17 protein-coding genes (1 of these 17 running past the window's edge) are annotated in these 15,901 nt (G+C 66.5%); 8 read left to right on the top strand and 9 right to left on the bottom strand.

The genetic code is table 11. The features are described 5' to 3' along the window. The 3 genes from msrQ to QMG28_RS03495 all read right to left on the bottom strand — a co-directional run. Positions 1–44 carry the start of a protein-methionine-sulfoxide reductase heme-binding subunit MsrQ gene (msrQ, locus tag QMG28_RS03505; RefSeq protein WP_281840777.1) on the bottom strand. It extends 571 nt beyond the left edge of the window, so only the first 44 of its 615 coding nucleotides appear in the window; the start codon lies at positions 42–44; its stop codon lies beyond the left edge, outside the window. A 1-nt stretch (position 45) separates the two neighbouring features. Then, positions 46–948, bottom strand: coding sequence for a protein-methionine-sulfoxide reductase catalytic subunit MsrP (gene msrP, locus QMG28_RS03500; RefSeq protein ID WP_281840776.1), 903 nt, complete (start codon positions 946–948; stop codon positions 46–48). Positions 949–1,014: 66 nt separating this feature from the next. Next, positions 1,015–2,508 (bottom strand): FMN-binding glutamate synthase family protein, encoded by a 1,494-nt coding sequence (locus QMG28_RS03495; protein ID WP_281840775.1) that lies wholly within the window; start codon positions 2,506–2,508, stop codon positions 1,015–1,017. Positions 2,509–2,851: 343 nt separating this feature from the next. Between QMG28_RS03495 and QMG28_RS03490 the strand changes: the two genes are divergently transcribed. The 3 genes from QMG28_RS03490 (at position 2,852) to QMG28_RS03480 (ending at position 5,689) form a co-directional block, all read left to right on the top strand. Further along, a complete protein-coding gene (locus tag QMG28_RS03490) occupies positions 2,852–3,082 on the top strand; it encodes a hypothetical protein (RefSeq protein ID WP_281840774.1) in 231 nt (76 codons plus the stop codon). A 331-nt stretch (positions 3,083–3,413) separates the two neighbouring features. Then, positions 3,414–5,270 carry a calcium-binding protein gene (locus tag QMG28_RS03485; protein WP_281840773.1) on the top strand — a complete coding sequence of 619 codons (1,857 nt, stop codon included), beginning with the start codon at positions 3,414–3,416 and terminating at the stop codon, positions 5,268–5,270. A gap of 182 nt (positions 5,271–5,452) precedes the next feature. Next, complete coding sequence (locus tag QMG28_RS03480) at positions 5,453–5,689, top strand: EF-hand domain-containing protein (RefSeq protein WP_281840772.1); 237 nt, start codon at positions 5,453–5,455, stop codon at positions 5,687–5,689. Positions 5,690–5,766: 77 nt separating this feature from the next. On the opposite strand, the gene clpB is transcribed toward QMG28_RS03480, so the two are convergent. After that, positions 5,767–8,382 carry an ATP-dependent chaperone ClpB gene (clpB, locus tag QMG28_RS03475; RefSeq protein WP_281840771.1) on the bottom strand — a complete coding sequence of 872 codons (2,616 nt, stop codon included), beginning with the start codon at positions 8,380–8,382 and terminating at the stop codon, positions 5,767–5,769. A 218-nt stretch (positions 8,383–8,600) separates the two neighbouring features. On the opposite strand from clpB, the gene QMG28_RS03470 reads away from it, so the two are divergent. Continuing rightward, positions 8,601–8,876, top strand: a complete 276-nt coding sequence (locus tag QMG28_RS03470; protein WP_281840770.1) for a hypothetical protein — start codon at positions 8,601–8,603, stop codon at positions 8,874–8,876. 26 nt (positions 8,877–8,902) lie between these two features. Here QMG28_RS03470 and QMG28_RS03465 read toward each other — a convergent pair whose 3' ends face one another. After that, positions 8,903–9,430, bottom strand: coding sequence for a GNAT family N-acetyltransferase (locus QMG28_RS03465; protein ID WP_281840769.1), 528 nt, complete (start codon positions 9,428–9,430; stop codon positions 8,903–8,905). 182 nt (positions 9,431–9,612) lie between these two features. Here QMG28_RS03465 and QMG28_RS03460 point away from each other — a divergent pair, with 182 nt between their 5' ends. Both QMG28_RS03460 and pyrF read left to right on the top strand, forming a co-directional pair. Beyond that, a complete protein-coding gene (locus QMG28_RS03460; protein ID WP_281840768.1) occupies positions 9,613–10,311 on the top strand; it encodes a methyltransferase in 699 nt (232 codons plus the stop codon). A gap of 50 nt (positions 10,312–10,361) precedes the next feature. Next, positions 10,362–11,057: an orotidine-5'-phosphate decarboxylase gene (gene pyrF / locus QMG28_RS03455; protein WP_281840767.1), complete on the top strand. Its 696-nt coding sequence runs from the start codon at positions 10,362–10,364 to the stop codon at positions 11,055–11,057. A gap of 15 nt (positions 11,058–11,072) precedes the next feature. Here pyrF and QMG28_RS03450 read toward each other — a convergent pair whose 3' ends face one another. The 3 genes from QMG28_RS03450 to QMG28_RS03440 form a co-directional block, all read right to left on the bottom strand. Beyond that, positions 11,073–11,342: an NfeD family protein gene (locus QMG28_RS03450; RefSeq protein ID WP_281840766.1), complete on the bottom strand. Its 270-nt coding sequence runs from the start codon at positions 11,340–11,342 to the stop codon at positions 11,073–11,075. Beyond that, a complete protein-coding gene (locus QMG28_RS03445; protein ID WP_281840765.1) occupies positions 11,339–12,235 on the bottom strand; it encodes an SPFH domain-containing protein in 897 nt (298 codons plus the stop codon). The genes QMG28_RS03450 and QMG28_RS03445 overlap by 4 nt, the downstream gene beginning before the upstream one ends. 62 nt (positions 12,236–12,297) lie before the next feature. Beyond that, positions 12,298–12,729: an NUDIX hydrolase gene (locus QMG28_RS03440; RefSeq protein ID WP_281840764.1), complete on the bottom strand. Its 432-nt coding sequence runs from the start codon at positions 12,727–12,729 to the stop codon at positions 12,298–12,300. A 117-nt stretch (positions 12,730–12,846) separates the two neighbouring features. Between QMG28_RS03440 and QMG28_RS03435 the strand changes: the two genes are divergently transcribed. Both QMG28_RS03435 and QMG28_RS03430 read left to right on the top strand, forming a co-directional pair. Further along, positions 12,847–13,323: a rhodanese-like domain-containing protein gene (locus QMG28_RS03435; protein WP_281840763.1), complete on the top strand. Its 477-nt coding sequence runs from the start codon at positions 12,847–12,849 to the stop codon at positions 13,321–13,323. A gap of 58 nt (positions 13,324–13,381) precedes the next feature. Then, complete coding sequence (locus tag QMG28_RS03430) at positions 13,382–14,197, top strand: ParB/RepB/Spo0J family partition protein (protein ID WP_281840762.1); 816 nt, start codon at positions 13,382–13,384, stop codon at positions 14,195–14,197. Between the two features lie 73 nt (positions 14,198–14,270). Here the strand turns inward: QMG28_RS03430 and QMG28_RS03425 are convergent, their stop codons facing one another. Beyond that, the gene (locus QMG28_RS03425; protein WP_281840761.1) at positions 14,271–15,797 is read right to left on the bottom strand and encodes a fused MFS/spermidine synthase; all 1,527 of its coding nucleotides are present in this window, start codon (positions 15,795–15,797) and stop codon (positions 14,271–14,273) included. Between the last annotated feature and the right edge of the window lie 104 nt (positions 15,798–15,901).

Genomic DNA, 15,901 nt, shown 5'->3' with positions numbered 1-15,901 from the left:
GGCAGCTTGCGCGCCCAGCCGTTGATCGTGTCTTTCAGCGCCATGTCAGTAGAACTTCGCGAGGTCCATGCCAGTGTAAAGCCCGGCCACCTCGTCGGCGTAGCCGTTGAACATCAGCGTGTCGATCCGGGGCGCGAAGAAGCCCGCGCCGATCACCCGTTCGCTGGCCTGGCTCCAGCGCGGATGGTCGACGTTGGGGTTCACATTACTATAGAAGCCGTATTCGCGCCGGTTGGCCTTGTTCCAGCTCGTCGGCGGTTCCTCATCGGTGAGCGTGATCCGCTCGATCGACTTGATCGACTTGAAGCCGTATTTCCACGGCACCACCAGCCGCAGCGGCGCGCCGTTCTGGCCGAGCAGGCTCTCGCCATAGATGCCGGTGGCGATCATGGTGAGCGGATGCATCGCCTCGTCGAGCCGCAGCCCCTCCACATAGGGCCAGTCCAGCACCGGCGAGCGCAGGCCGGGCATCTCGTCGGGGCGCAGCGCGGTTTCGAAGGCGACGTATTTCGCCGAGGGCTGCACCCCCACCTTGGTAAGAAGCTGCGCCAGTTCGAACCCGTTCCACGGAATCACCATCGACCACGCCTCGACGCAGCGGAACCGGTAGATCCGTTCCTCGATATCCATACCGTCGAGCAGATCGGCCAGATCGTAGGTGCCGGGCTTGTCCACCATGCCGTCGATCACCACGCTCCACGGATCGGTGGTCAGCCGGTGCGCATATCTGGCCGGATCCTCTTTCTGAACACCGAACTCATAATAGTTGTTGTACGAGGTGATCTGCTCCAGCGTGTTGGGCTCGCGGTCGAGCGGAACCTCCGCCGCCACCGGCCCGGCGATCGTGCCAAGGCCCAGCCCCGCCGCGCCGGCCATGATCTGGCGGCGGTTCAGATAGGCCGCCTTCGGGGTGACATCGGCCCAGCTCAGTTTGCTCTTATAGCCCATTGTGCCTTTCCTTCTATGCTCGCCTTCTCCTAACAAGCCCGCCCGCGACGGCCAAAACAAGCCCGATCACGTTGCTGCGCGCGTGCTGTAACTTGGATAGATTTCGTTCATCGGCACCGAGCGCCCGTCATTCTGCACGATCCGCACATGCCGCCGCCGCATCTGGCGCGGCTCGGCCACGCCGACACTATGGGCAATCGTCTCGACTTCGTGGATCAGGCTGGTGGCGAACTGCGCCACCTTCTCCGCCTTGTCCTCGGGCACGAGGCCCTTCTGCAACCTCGGATCATGGGTGGTGATGCCGGTGGGGCAGGTGTTGCGGTTGCATTTCAGCGCCTGGATGCAGCCGAGCGAAAACATGAAGCCGCGCGCCGATGTCACGAAGTCGGCGCCGGCGCAAATCGCCCAGGCCACATCGCCGGGATTGACCAGCTTGGCCGAGGCGATCACCCGGATACGGTCATGCAGCCCCCGCTGGTCGCGCAGATCGACGATCCGCGGCAGCGCCTCGCGGATCGGCATCCCCACCAGGTCGATCAGCGGCATCGGCGCGGCGCCGGTGCCGCCCTCGCCGCCGTCGATGGTGATGAAATCCGGCGCGCAGGCCGGGCCGCGATGCAGGATGAGATCGAACAGCTCGGCAAACGGATCCACCCGCCCGACCACGATCTTGAACCCCACCGGCAGGCCGGTGACCTCGCGGATATGGCCGATCATGTCGAGCAGATCGCCCCAATCGTCGATCTCCTCATGCCGGTTGGGGCTTTCGCTTTCCACCCCCACCGGAATGCCCCGGATCTTGGCGATCTCTTCCGTCACCTTGCTCGCGGGCAGAATGCCGCCCTTGCCGGGCTTCGCCCCCTGCGCGAGCTTGAGTTCAAACATCTTCACCTGCGGATAGGCGGCCACCTCGCGCAGCTTGTCGTCGGAAAGCTTCCCGTCCGGCCCGCGCACGCCATACTTGGCGGTGCCGATCTGGTAGACGATGTCGCATCCCCCTTCGAGGTGGAACGGCGAAAGCCCGCCCTCGCCGGTATTCATCCACACGCCCGCCTTCTTCGCGCCATGGCTCAGCGCACGCACCGCCGGGCGCGAGATCGCGCCGTAGCTCATGCCCGAGATGTTGAAGAACGAGGGCGCGGCATAGGGCTCGCGCGCCGTCTGGCCGATCACCAGCGGTTCGGTGCGGGCATATTGAAAGCCGAGCGGCGGAAAGGCGGCGTTCATGAAGATGGTGGTGCCCGGCGCCTGCAGGTTGCGGGTCGACCCGAAGGCCACCGTATTGTCGCGCCCGTCGGCGGCGCGGTAGATCCAGTCGCGCTGCGCCCGGTTGAACGGCATCTCCTCGCGGTCCATGGCAAAGAAATATTGCCGGAAGAACTCGCCGAGATTGGTAAAGAGCTTCCTGAACCGCCCGATCACCGGATAGTTGCGCCGCACCGCATCGGCTGTCTGGAAACGGTCGGCAACGTACATCACCGCCGCCGCGGCCAGCATCAGCCCGATCGCCACGACAAGCAGCAGAGCCAACCACTCCAGTACCCAGAACATCGTGCCCATCGCCGCGCCTCCCGCTGGTTTTCGGGCATCCTAGCGATTCCAAACGAGAGCGAAAGGCGTGTCATTCCGGTTGTGACCGGCAGAAAAAGGCCGCCGGGCCACCGGGCCGGTTTTCGGTGGCGGACCGCCGAGCCGGCGCCCCGGCCTCGGTGGGCCTTCGCCACCGGCAAGAAGCCGCGCTTGGATGCGCCACAACCCGCACGCCCGCAGCCACCAAACGCGCAAGCCCGCGCGCATTTTGCCCGGTTTCGCCGCCAGCCGGTGCGCCCGCGCCCCTTTTGGTGCCGACTGGCACTGCGCCGTCACGAGCGGCGCCGTTTCGTAACCCTGAATGGAGTACCACATGAAAACCGCACCGATTGCTCTCACCCTTCTGCTCGCCAGCACCCCCGCCCTGTTCGCGCAGGACGCCGACGAGGACGGGCTGGTGACCTTCGACGAACTCGTCGCGGCATATCCGGATGTGACGGAAGACACGTTCAACGCCGCCGACGCCAATGGCGACGGCACGCTTGACGCCGACGAACTCGCCGCCGCACGCGAGGCCGGTCTCATCCCGATGGATGACATGTAGCCGGTGCCGCACGCCTCCCAGCCAACCCAGCCCCGCCGGAGCGATCCGGCGGGGCTTTTTCTGCGATCGCCACAAAGGCCCGGCTGTCCGATTCTCTCGCACCGGCGGCCATCCCGCCCGATGATTGTTGCCTCACTTGGGGCAGTCTCCCGCCAGCACCCGGAGTGTTTACGTTCCGGCCCGGCGCGTCGTCTTTTTGCCCCGGCAAGGGCCGAAATACGTTGATGCGGCTGCACGCATCGGGTGACACTTTCTTAACAGACCTCAGCCAATGATGGCGGCGGACCGCCAGAAGTCCGCCCGGCGATACCGATACCTTTGGGGAGATACCATGGCGCTTTTGACCGAAACGCTCGACGCGGCGGACGATTCATCGACCGTCTACAGCCTGACCACCGGCGACATGCTCGCCGGCACCGTTTCGCCCGGCGATGAGGTCGATCTGGCCTCCGCCGCGCTGATCGCGGGCGAAGCCTATACGATCACCCTCACCGGGCTGGCCTCCTCCGATCTCGCCGATCTGGTGATGTTCGGGCCGGATGGCGGCGGCACGCAAAGCGGCAGCGTCTCCTTCGCGGGCGAAAGCGCCACCGGCTCGGTCCTGTCCTTCACCGCCAACCAGGAAACCGGCACCGTCAAGCTGACCTTCATCGCCGACTATACCGGCACCTATTATTTCGGCATCGACCTCGCCAGCACCGCCGAGGTGAACTATGCGCTCGCGCTCGATCTGACCGCCAATCTGGTGCCCACCGAGGGCGACGATGCGCTGGTCGGCAGCGAGTCGACCGATCTGGTCTATCTGCTCGGCGGCAACGACCACTACATCGCCGATGACGGCTCCGACCGGGTCTATGGCGGTGACGGCGACGACAACCTCGATGGCAATTGCGGCTCCGACACGCTCGACGGCGGCGAAGGCAACGATTACCTCGACGGCGGCAACGGCAAGGACAGGCTGTTTGGCGGTCTCGGGAACGATATTCTGTTCGGCGGCAATTCCGACGATTTCCTCGATGGCGGCGACGGCGACGACCAGCTCGACGGCGGCAACAAGGATGACCTGCTGCTTGGCGGCCTCGGCGCCGATACGCTGATCGGCGGCAACGGGTTCGACACGCTCGAAGGTGGCGAGGGTGACGACACGCTGCTCGGCGGCGACGACGACGACACGCTCGACGGCGGCAATGGCGCAGACCTCATCAATGGCGGGCGCGGCAACGATCTGCTCGCGGGCGGTGGCGGCGCGGATATCTTCTGGTTCCAGAAGGGCGCCGGCGCCGACACGATCACCGACTGGGCCGATGGCGCCGACAGGATCGACGTGAGCGCATTCGGCATCCATGCCCTCTCCGGCATGACCGTCTCGCAAACCGGCGATGACGTGCTGATCGTGTTCGACAGCACCAGCCAGGTCACCGTCACCGGCGCGCTGACCGGCGATTTCGACGCGGGCGATTTCATCTTCGCCGCGCCGCCGGTCATCGCCGGCACCGGCGAGGCCGATGTGCTGCGCCTGACCGACGGGGCCGATGCCATCGATTCCGGCGATGGCGACGACCAGATTTATGGCTATGCCGGCACCGATACGCTCACTGCCGGCAACGGCGACGATTTCGTCGATGGCGGCGGCGACGATGACGTGATCCATGCCGGCGACGGCAAGGACAAGGTTCAGGGCGGCGCGGGGAACGACACCATCTTTGGCGAGGCCTCGAACGATCTGCTGCTCGGTGAAGACGGCGACGATACGATCTACGGCGGCGCCCATAATGACCGCGTCTATGGCGGCAATGACAACGACACGCTCTTTGGCGACGGCGGCAACGACAAGCTCTGGGGCGATGCGGGCGACGACACGATTTACGGCGGCTCCGGCAAGGACCTGATCTATGGCGGCAGCGGCAGCGACCGGATCAATGGCGGCAGCGCCGAAGACACGCTCAGCGGCGGCGGCGACGCCGATATCTTCGTCTTTGAAGCCGGATCGCGCGCCGATGTAATCGTGGATTTCGAAGACGGGCTCGACCGGCTTGACGTGTCCGCCTTCGGCTTTACCGATCTGTCCGACATGGCGCTATCGCAGATTGGCGACGATGTTCTGGTGGCCTTCAACAGCGGCGACATGGTCACGCTCGACAACACGCTGCTGGCCCAGCTCGACGCGGGCGATTTCATCTTCGCCTGACCGGGGCCAGGGCCCGATCTGCGCCCCGCCGGAGCAATCCGGCGGGCAGGCGCAACCCCTTGGCAAAAAGGCGCTTACGGCGCGGGCGGGTGAAAAAATCCCGCTTTTCTTTTTCCACCCATATGCGCAAATCCGCCTGCGTCCGGCATGCCCGGCGTAACACTCAACTGGAGTTTTCATCCATGAAATCCGCACGCATTGCACTGGCCATTCTTCTTGTCAGCGGCTCCGCTGCCTTCGCTCAGGACGCGCTTGACGCGGACGGCGACGGGCTGGTGACCCTGGCCGAGCTGCAAGCCATGTATCCGGACTTCACCGACGAGCAATTCGCCGAGGCCGACACCGATGCCAGCGGTGCGCTCGACGAGGCCGAACTGGCCGCCGCGACCGAAGCGGGCATGATTCCCGCCGAGGAATAAGACCGCAGCCCAAAAGGCAAAGAGCCCCGCCGGATCGCTCCGGCGGGGCTTTTCATTTGCAGCGCGTCACGCCCCGCTCAGTGCAGCACGGCGTCGTCCGGCTTGGGCTTGTGCGAACTGCCGGTGCGTTCGCCGATGATCAGCCCATCGGCCCCGGCGCTCACCGGCACCGTGGCGCCGTCAAGCACGTCGCCCGCAAGCAGAAGCTCGGCCAGCGGGTCTTGCAGGCTGCGCTGGATCACCCGCTTGAGCGGCCGCGCGCCATAGACCGGATCGTAGCCCTGATCGGCCAGCCAGGTCTTGGCGCCCGCGTCCAGCGTCAGCGTGATATTGCGCTTGGCCAGACGCTTGGCGAGCCGGCCAAGCTGGATGTCCACGATCCCGTCCATATTGGCGCGGGTGAGGCGGTCGAAGATGATCGTCTCGTCGAGCCGGTTGAGAAATTCGGGCCGGAAATGAGCCCGCACCGCATCCATCACATCGCGCTTGGCGACGGAGGCATCGGCATCCTCCGGCAACTGGCTCAGCGCCTGGCTGCCGAGGTTCGAGGTGAGCACGATGAGCGTCTGCTTGAAGTCCACCGTGCGGCCCTGACCATCGGTCAGCACGCCGTCGTCGAGCACCTGCAGGAGCACGTTGAACACGTCCGGATGCGCCTTCTCGACCTCGTCGAACAGCACCACCTGATAGGGCCGGCGGCGGACGGCTTCGGTCAGAACCCCGCCCTCGTCATAGCCGACATAGCCCGGAGGCGCGCCGATCAGCCGGGCGACCGAATGCTTCTCCATGAACTCCGACATGTCGATACGCACCATCGCGTTGTCGTCGTCGAACAGGAACTCGGCCACCGCCTTGGTCAGCTCGGTTTTCCCCACGCCGGTCGGCCCGAGGAACAGGAAGCTGCCGAGCGGCCGGTTCTCGTCGTTCAGCCCGGCCCGGGCGCGGCGCACGGCATTGGCCACGGCGGTCACCGCCTGGCGCTGGCCGATCACGCGCTTGCCCAGCACGTCTTCCATGCGCAACAGCTTGTCGCGCTCGCCTTCGAGCATCTTCGAGGTCGGAATCCCCGTCCAGCGCTCGACCACGGCGGCGATCTGCTCGGGCCGCACGGCCTCTTCCACCATCACATCGTCGTCCTGCGTCTCGCTCTCGGCCAGCTTGCGCTCCAGCTCCGGGATGATCCCGTAGCTCAGCTCCCCGGCACGGGCCAGGTTGCCCTCGCGCTTCGCCGCGTCCAGATCGGCACGGGCGCGGTCGAGCTTTTCTTTCAACTCACGCGCACCTTCCAGCTTGTCGCGCTCGGCCTGCCACTTGGCCGTCATCGCCGAGGATTTCTCCTGCAGATCGGCAAGCTCGGCTTCCAGCTTGTGCAGCCGGTCCTTCGACGCGGTGTCGTCCTCCTTCTTCAGCGCCTCGGCCTCGATCTGCATCTGCAGGATCTGCCGGTCGAGCTGGTCAAGCTCTTCGGGCTTCGAATCCACCTCCATCCGCAGCCGGCTCGCCGCCTCGTCGACAAGGTCGATCGCCTTGTCGGGCAGGAACCGGTCGGTGATGTAGCGGTGCGAAAGCGTCGCCGCCGCCACCAACGCCGAGTCGGAGATCCGCACGCCGTGGTGCAGCTCGTATTTCTCCTTGATGCCCCGCAGGATCGAGATCGTGTCTTCGACCGTCGGCTCGTCCACCAGCACCGGCTGGAACCGGCGGGCCAGCGCCGCGTCTTTCTCGACGTATTTGCGGTATTCATCCAGCGTGGTGGCGCCCACGCAATGCAGCTCGCCGCGCGCCAGCGCCGGCTTGATCAGGTTGGCCGCATCCATCGCGCCATCGGTCTTGCCGGCGCCCACGAGCGTGTGCATCTCGTCGATGAACAGGATGATCTCGCCCGCCGCATCGGTGATCTCGTTCAGCACCGCCTTCAGCCGCTCCTCGAACTCGCCGCGATATTTCGCCCCCGCGATGAGCGCGCCCATATCGAGCGCCATCAGCTTCTTGTTCTTCAGGCTCTCGGGCACGTCGCCGTTGATGATGCGCAGGGCCAGGCCCTCGGCAATCGCGGTCTTGCCCGTGCCCGGCTCGCCGATCAGCACCGGGTTGTTCTTGGTCCGCCGGCTCAGCACCTGCATAGTGCGCCGGATTTCCTCGTCGCGCCCGATGATCGGGTCGATCTTGCCTTCCTCCGCCGCCTCGGTCAGATCGCGGGCATATTTCTTCAGCGCCTCATAGCTGTCTTCCGCCGAGGCCGAATCCGCCGTGCGCCCCTTGCGCACATCGTTGATCGCGGCGTTGAGGTTCTGGGCATTCACGGCCCCCGCCTCCAGCGCCTCCTTCGCGGCCGACTTCACCAGCGCCAGCGCCGTCAGAAGCCGTTCGACCGGCACGAAGCTGTCGCCCGCCTTCTTGGCGAGCTTCTCGGCCTCGTCCAGCACCTTGCCGGTGGCGGAGTCGAGATAGACCTGCCCGCCATCGCCCGTCACCTGCGGAATCTTCGCCACGGCGGCATCCACCGCCTCGGCCACGCGCTTGGGCTCGCCACCCGCCTTGCGGATGAGGCCGGCGGCCATCCCTTCATCGTCGTCCATGAGAGCTTTGAGCACATGCTCGGGCGCGAGCCGCTGATGGTTTTCGCGCATCGCGATCGTCTGTGCGGCCTGAATGAACCCGCGCGACCGCTCGGTGAACTTCTCCAAGTTCATGTCGTTCTCCTTTTTCAAGCGCCCGCTTTCGCCGGTGCCCGCCCTGCGGCACACCCCTGTCCGGGCCTCGATATCCAGATGGGGGCGGGGGGGAATGTTCGCAAGATATCCCCCTTGTGGAATCCCGCGCGCCGGGCCAATCAGCGCGTTGGGAATTGGGTAACGATGATCTGCCAGACTTGGGGCAGGCGATGGTTTCAGGCCGGTGTGATATGCGAGTGACAGATATAGAGATTGCCGGGCTGGGCTATGAACCTGACGGCGCCTGCCATTCCGGCCATGTGACGATGGAACTCACCCCGAAGCAGGGCGGCACGCCCACGCATATGCATTTCGCCTGCCGCAGCGCCCTGCCCGCCGACACGCCCGCCGATCTGATCCGGCAGGATCTGATCGAAGACGCCTTGCGCCAGGCCCGGCGGATGCCCGGCTTCCGGCGCGGCGAGCGCGAGATCGAATTGCCGTTGCCACGCGCCGCACCGTCCCGCGCGTGACCGCTCAGGCGCCCGCAGGCGCCCGGTCAGGCCACGCCCTGGCTCGCCACAATCGTCAACACATAGCGCTTGCACGGGCGGCCCCCGTGCAAACCGTCGCCCTCGAATGTCATCCCGACCTTTTCGGCCACGCGCAACGAGGCGTGGTTGTCCGGGTCGATATCCGCAACGATCCGTTCCAGCCCCAATGTATGAACGGCGTGCGCGGCAACGGGCCGCGCCGCTTCCGGGGCAAACCCGTTGCCCCAGGCCGCCCGGTTGAGTCGCCAGCCGATCTCGACCTCCGGGCCGATGCCGTCATAGGGGATCAGAAGGATCCAGCCGGCAAAGCGCTCGGGCTGCGCCTTGGGAAAGATCGACCAATAGCCAAGTCCCTCACCAAACGACGTTTCTATCCTCTCTCTCAGAAAGGCTTCATGCGCCTGCGGATCGTGCCACGGGCCGGGAATGAACCGCGTGACCTCGGGATCGCGGTCCATCGCCAGACAGGCGCCCAGATCGTCCATGCTGCGCGGCCGCAGCCAGAGCCGGTCCGTTTCAAAATGTGGCAGCACAGGCGTCTCCTCCTGGTCGCGCAGCGGCGCGGCAATCGCCGTGTGCCGCAAGCTTGCCCTGCGCGCGCGATGCCGTCCATGGCCGCGCCCGACCATATCCGGCCCCGGTCCGCACCCCACAACCACGTTTCCCATCGCCCCCGCGCCGCGCTATCCTGCTCCCGCAGAAACCGGAGGCGGCAATGGCCACACTGGACGAGATCCGCGCAAAATCGACCTGGGGCCAGATCCTCGAAGGTCAGCCGCAACATGCGATCATGGCGATTCTGCTGACCATCGGCGCGCTGAGCCTGCTGCGCCCGGGCGAGGCAAGCCTGCTCGGTCTCACCGGCGCGGGCTGGGCGCGGGTCGGGATCGCCCTTGCGCTCATTCATCAGGTGATCGTCGCCGTGGTGTTCCGGCTCGAACTGCACCGCAATGCGATGACGCGGCTGTTCGGCGCGCGCGACATGAAGGTCTGGGCAATGATCTTCATGCCGCTGCTCGCCGCCCGCCCGCTCACCGCGCTGCTTGCGGGCTGGGCCGACGATGTGCCGATCACGCCCTACCGCCTGCCCGAGATCCTGCTCGGCCTCGCCCTGCTGGCCCCCGCCATCTGGGGGATGCATTCGACGCTGGTGCACTTCACCCTGCGCCGCGCGCTCGGCGGCGACCATTTCCGCGAAGAGATCCGGGCGCTGCCCAAGGTCACCGGCGGGGTGTTCTCCTATACCGAAAACGGCATGTATGGCGTTGTGTTCCTCGGCCTCTGGGGCATCGCGCTGCTGTTCGGCTCGTGGAACGCGCTGGTGCTGGCCCTGTTCCAGCACGCCTATATCTGGGTGCATATGTATACCACCGAAGCGCCCGACATGCGCCGCCTCTACGGCGAGGGCGCTTGACAGCCGCGCCCCGGCTGCCGATGAACCCGCCAAGCAGCACGGAGCCCGCCATGACCAAGACCGACGACCGCCTGATCGTTCCGCTCGACTTTCCCAATGCGCTGATGGGGCTGGAAATGGCCCAGAAGCTGGGCGACGAGGTGGGCTTTTACAAGATCGGGCTGGAGATGCTGATGGGCGGTGGGCTGGCTCTGGCGCGCGAGCTGATCGACGAATACGGCAAGCGCATCTTTCTCGACATGAAGCTGTTCGACATCGGCAACACGATCGAAGGCGCGGTGCGCAACCTGCGCAACTACGATCTCGATTTTCTCACCGTGCACGGCGATCCCTATGTCGTCAGCGCCGCTGCCGAGGGCAAGGGCGGGTCGGATCTGAAGGTGCTCGCCGTCACCGTGCTCACCTCGCTCGACCGCGCCGACCTCGACGCGGCGATGATCGCGCCCGGCGAGGTGCAGGAGATCGTGCTTGAGCGCGCCGCCCGCGCGATGGAAGCCGGGGCCGATGGCGTGATCGCCTCGCCGCACGAGGCGGCGGCGATCCGCGCCCTGCCGGAAGCGGCGGGCAAGCTCATCGTCACCCCCGGCGTGCGCCCGACCTGGGCCGACAGGAACGACCAGAAGCGGGTCATGACGCCGGGCGAGGCGATCCGCGCCGGCGCCGACCATATCGTCGTCGGCCGCCCGATCACCCGCGCCGACAGCCCGCGCCAGATGGCGCAGGCGGTGCTGGCCGAGCTGCCCTGACGCCGGAGCGCCGGCTCAGCCCTCGTTGATATCGGTATCGAAGGTCTTCTTCTGGCCCCGCCGGATGCCGAAGGCTTGCCGCAGCGCCACCCAGGCGATCACCGAGATCACGGCGAAGACGAGCAGCGCCCAGGCCAGCGCCAGCACCACCCCGATGGCGACGAGCACGCCGACCACCACCGCGCCGATGGCGAAGCCGAGAAAGACAAAGCCCGGCACGATCACTTCGAGGATCGCCAGCCCGACGCCGAAGGCGACCCAGGCCCACCAGATCTCCCAGATCATGACTTGCCGCCCTTCAGCATCGTGAAGGCATCGGCAAAGGCGTCGAGCGCATTGGCCGGCAGCAGAACCGTCTGCTTGCCCTCACCGGCCCCCACGGCCACCAGCGCCTCGACCTGCTTCAGCGCCACCTGGTATTGCGCCGCCTCGATCCCGTTCGCCGCAATCGCCTTGGCGACCACCTCGGTCGCGTAAGCCTCGGCATCGGCCTGGATGCGCCGCGCCTTGGCGGTCTGTTCGGCGGCATAAAGCTCGGCATCGGCGTTCAGCTCCACCGCCCGCTTCTGCCCCTCGGCCCGCGTCACCTGCGCCCGGCGCTCGCGCTCGGCATTGAGCTGCTGCAGCATCGCATCGCGCGTCGCCTGATCGAGATTCACGTCGAGGATCTCGGCCCGCGTCACCTCGATCCCCCAGGCATCCACCGCGTCTTCGACGCTTTCCTTGATCTGGGTAATCAGCGCCGAGCGGTTCGATTGCACCTCGTCGAGGTCCATCTTGCCGATCTCGGCGCGCACGATCCCGGCCACGGTGGTGGCGATGGCGGCATCCACGTCGCGGATACGGTAGACGGTCTTTTCCGGCTCAAGAATGCGGTAGAACACGCTGGTGTCGATCTGCACCAGCACGTTGTCGCGGGTGATCGCGTCCTGCGTCGCGTTCGGCAATTGCCGTTCGAGGATCGAAACCCGGTGCCGCACGCGGTCGAGGAACGGGATGATGAAGTTGATCCCCGGCCCCAGCACCGCCTGCAGCCGCCCAAACCGCTCGACCACGAATTTCTGGCTCTGCGGCACGATCCGCACGCCCAGAAAGATCGAAAGGATGATGAAGGCCGCCAGCAACAGCAGCACAATATTCGAGCCGAGAAACTGGCCCACCACGTCATTGCCCGACATACCGCTCTCCTCAAATCACTTGGACCATGTCGCGCGCAGTATGGGCTGCGCGCGGCCCCGGCTCAAGCGCAGAACGGCCCCTCGCCGAGCGCCGCCAGCCCCGCCCGCACCCGGTCGCGGAAATGTGGAATCGCCAGCGGCTCGGCCAGCCAGTCCGCCGGCGCCATCAGCGCCCAGCGCTGCCCCTCCTCGCCGAAGACAATCGCGCGCTCCGCCGCCGCCGGCAGCCGCGCGGCAAACCACCAGGCGCGCAGGCCCGGCGTGGTCGGGCTGTCGAAGTCGCCCCGCCACACAAGCTGCTCCGCCGCCAGCACCAGCCCGAATTCCTCCCGCGTTTCGCGCAGAATGCAGGCTTCGGGGCTTTCCGCCCCCTCGCGCGCGCCGCCCGGCATGTCCCAATGCCCCGGATAAACGATATCGGACCGCTCGTCGCGCAACAGCGTGAGCAATCGCCCCCCGATCAGCAGCACCAGTTTCGCCCCGGCAAAATCCATGCCCCACCCTAACCGGGCGCCCGCCGGTGCAAAAGGTCGCAGCCGGTCGCGCCCCGGCCAGCCTTGAGCCACCGCCCCGCCCTGCCTATCTGCCCCAGACCACAGGAGGAGCCCGCGATGACCCGCAAGACCTATAGCCAACTCGCCGCCGAAGCCGCCCGGCGCATCGAGGAAATCATGCCGTGGGACGTGCCGGACTTCCTCGCCGCCCATCCCGGCGCCCTCCTGCTCGACATCCGCGAGCGCGACGAATTCGCCCGCGCCCGGATCGAAGGCAGCCTCAACGTGCCGCGCGGCATCCTCGAAAGCGCCGCCGAATGGGATTACGCCGAAACCGAGCCGGCGCTGGTCACCGCCCGCGACAAGCCGGTGGTGATCATCTGCCGCTCCGGCAACCGTTCCGCCTTTGCCGCCGAAACGCTCGCGCAGATGGGCTTCACCGATCTGCGCTCCGTCAAGCTCGGCGTGAAGGGCTGGAACGACGCCGACCAGCCGCTTGTCGATGCCGCGGGCAACGAGATCGACGGCGACGACGCGATGGCGCTGCTCGAGATCCAGCCGCGCCCCGATCAGCGCAAACCGGCAGAGGGCTGACCGCCCGCCGCGCGCAGCCCTCAGCCGTTGTTAACCCCGGTCGCGGCACAGATCGGGGATGACAGATATCCAGCTCATCCCCACCGCCAGCATCGACGAGGCCGCGCTGCCGCGTGACCGTTCGGCGCTCGATACGCGGGCGCTCGAAGAATTGCGCGCCTCCATCGCCGCCAACGGATTGCGCCTGCCCATCGAGGTCTTCCCCACCGAAACGGGCTATGGCCTGCTCTCCGGCTACCGCCGCCTGATGGCCATGCGCGCGCTGGAAGAGATGTATGGCGAGCGCTTCGCCACAATCGCCGCCTTCATTCGCCCGGCCGAAGATATCGCCGCCGCCTTCGTCCGCGTGGTCGAGGAAAACGACATCCGCGAAAACCTCAGCCCGTGGGAACGCGGCCGCACGCTGGTGGTGGCGCGCGATGCCGGCTACGAAACGCTCGATGCCGCGCTGGCCGCGCTCTACCCCCATGCCGACCGCCGCAAACAGGGCAGGCTCAGGATGCTGGCCGAGGTGGTCGAGGCGCTCGAAGACGATATCGACCTGCCCGAAACCTGGTCCGAAAACCGCCTCCTGCGCATCGGCCAGGCCCTCCGTCTGGGCTGGGACGAGCTGATCCTCGCCGCCCTGGCCACCGCCAGCCCGGGCGAGGAATGGGCCGCCATCGAACCCCTGATCACCGAATGCGAAAGCCTGCCCCCGGACCAGCGCAAAACCCCCGGCCGCCCCCGCCGCCTCGTCCACATCCCCTGGGGCCTGACCATCCGCCGCGAACGCACAAGGCATGGCTTCGTCCTTCACATCAGCGGCAGACGGGCAACCGATTCGCTGGTGGCGGACATGCTGGAAGAAATCGAGCGCTGGTTCGCGGCCTGAGGCCGCCGCATCCGGCCCGCAACCGCCGCCAATCGGCGGCACGTCCGGCCCCGGCGCGTCACCAGGCCAGGCATCAGTCTATCAGGGGTTCGAGCCCCATGAGATAGCCCAAAGGCGCATGATCGTCGGTCAGAATCCGCGCCTGCTTCTGGCGGATCACATCGTCAAGAAACGCCGGGTGGAGAACCTGAAAGCGTTTCGGATCGGGGGCCGCCGCATCAACCGCCGAAACGGGGCTGTCCTCTTCGCTTGCAAGCAGCACGAAGATGCGCCGTTCGCCGGGCATCGGGGGCCGCGCTTCGGTCCAGACTTCAACGCTCGGGAACACCTCCCGAAGCGTCACCATCACCGCCGCCAGCGCCTGCATCCGGTCCACATTGTCGATCAGGTTCATCGCAAACACGCCGCCGGGCGCCAGCCGGTCCGACACCAGCCGGAAAAACTCAAGCGTGACCAGATGCTCCGGCACCGCGATATCGGTAAAGGCGTCTCCCACGATCACGTCGAATATCTGGCGGCTGTCGCGCAGCGCCATGCGCGCATCGCGGTGCAGTACGGTCGCGCTTGCCGGATCGAACCAGAAATCGTCCACCGCCTGCGCCGTCACCTCGGGATCAATCTCGGCCACCGTTATGCCGGTGATCCCGCGATCCGCCCAGGCCCGCGGCACCGAGTAAGACCCGCCGCCGATGTGAAAGGAGGTAAAATCGCTGCGCGCCATACGCATCCGCGGCAGCGCATCGAGCAAGGCCGCGTGATCCGTATACATGGTTCGCGGCGCTTCCCCACCGCTCACGCCATGCGCCAGATGATCGACCACCATCAGATGCACCGGCTGCTGCGGGTCCGCCGATAGTGACACCGTCCGGATGCAGTAATAGCTGCTTTCCCTGTCGCAGACCGCGGGCAGACTGAGCGCACCGGCGCCGATCAGCACGGCAATGCCCAGCGCGGCGGATGCAACCACATGCTCGTCACGTGACGCGCGCCCGAGCCAGAAGCACAGCACGGCTGCGAGCGCGTAGACCGCCGCGATCACGAGCAGCGTTCTGACCGAGCCGAGCCAGGGTACGAAGAGAAAGCCCGCCAACAAGGTTCCCGCGATCGCCCCCAGAGCCCCCGCCGCGAACATCGCCCCGAGCGCCCGCTCGGACTGGGGCCGGCCACGCATCGCCGCGACGGTCAGAACCGGCGCCGGAACACCGGCGAAAAGCGAGGGCAGGAAAAACGCAATCGCGCTCAGGGCCAAGATCGCGGCAAGCGGCTGGGCTATGGTTTCCAGCACCGGGCCGGACACGCTGCGCAGCAGTACCGTCGCCCCGGCGGTCGCGCAAGCGGCGGCCACCATGGTCCACCCCGTCAGGCGCAGGGCATGGCCGGTTTCCCGCGCGGCGATCCGGCCGCCCCACCAATGCCCCGCCGAAAAGCCCGCCAGCACCACCGCGATGATCGCCGTCCAGGTATAGAGGCTCATGCCGACATAGGGGGCGATCATCCGCCCGGCGACGATCTCAACCACCAGGCTCGATGCCGAAATCCCGGCCTGAAGAAAGATCAGGATCCACAGCGGCACAGGCGAGATTTCACGGGGCGTTTGCATAGCCGGCCCATTAGGTCAGGCAGGAAAATTCAGTCAAGAAGCTTTGGCTTCCGCCCGCCTCTCTCCGGCCTCATCGCGTCAGCACCGGATACACGCGCCGGCCC

The organism is Sinisalibacter aestuarii (assembly GCF_027923545.1).
GTDB lineage: Bacteria > Pseudomonadota > Alphaproteobacteria > Rhodobacterales > Rhodobacteraceae > Sinisalibacter > Sinisalibacter aestuarii.
The sequence above is the reverse complement of the archived record's forward strand: the minus strand, read 5'-3'. Positions and strand labels throughout refer to the sequence as shown.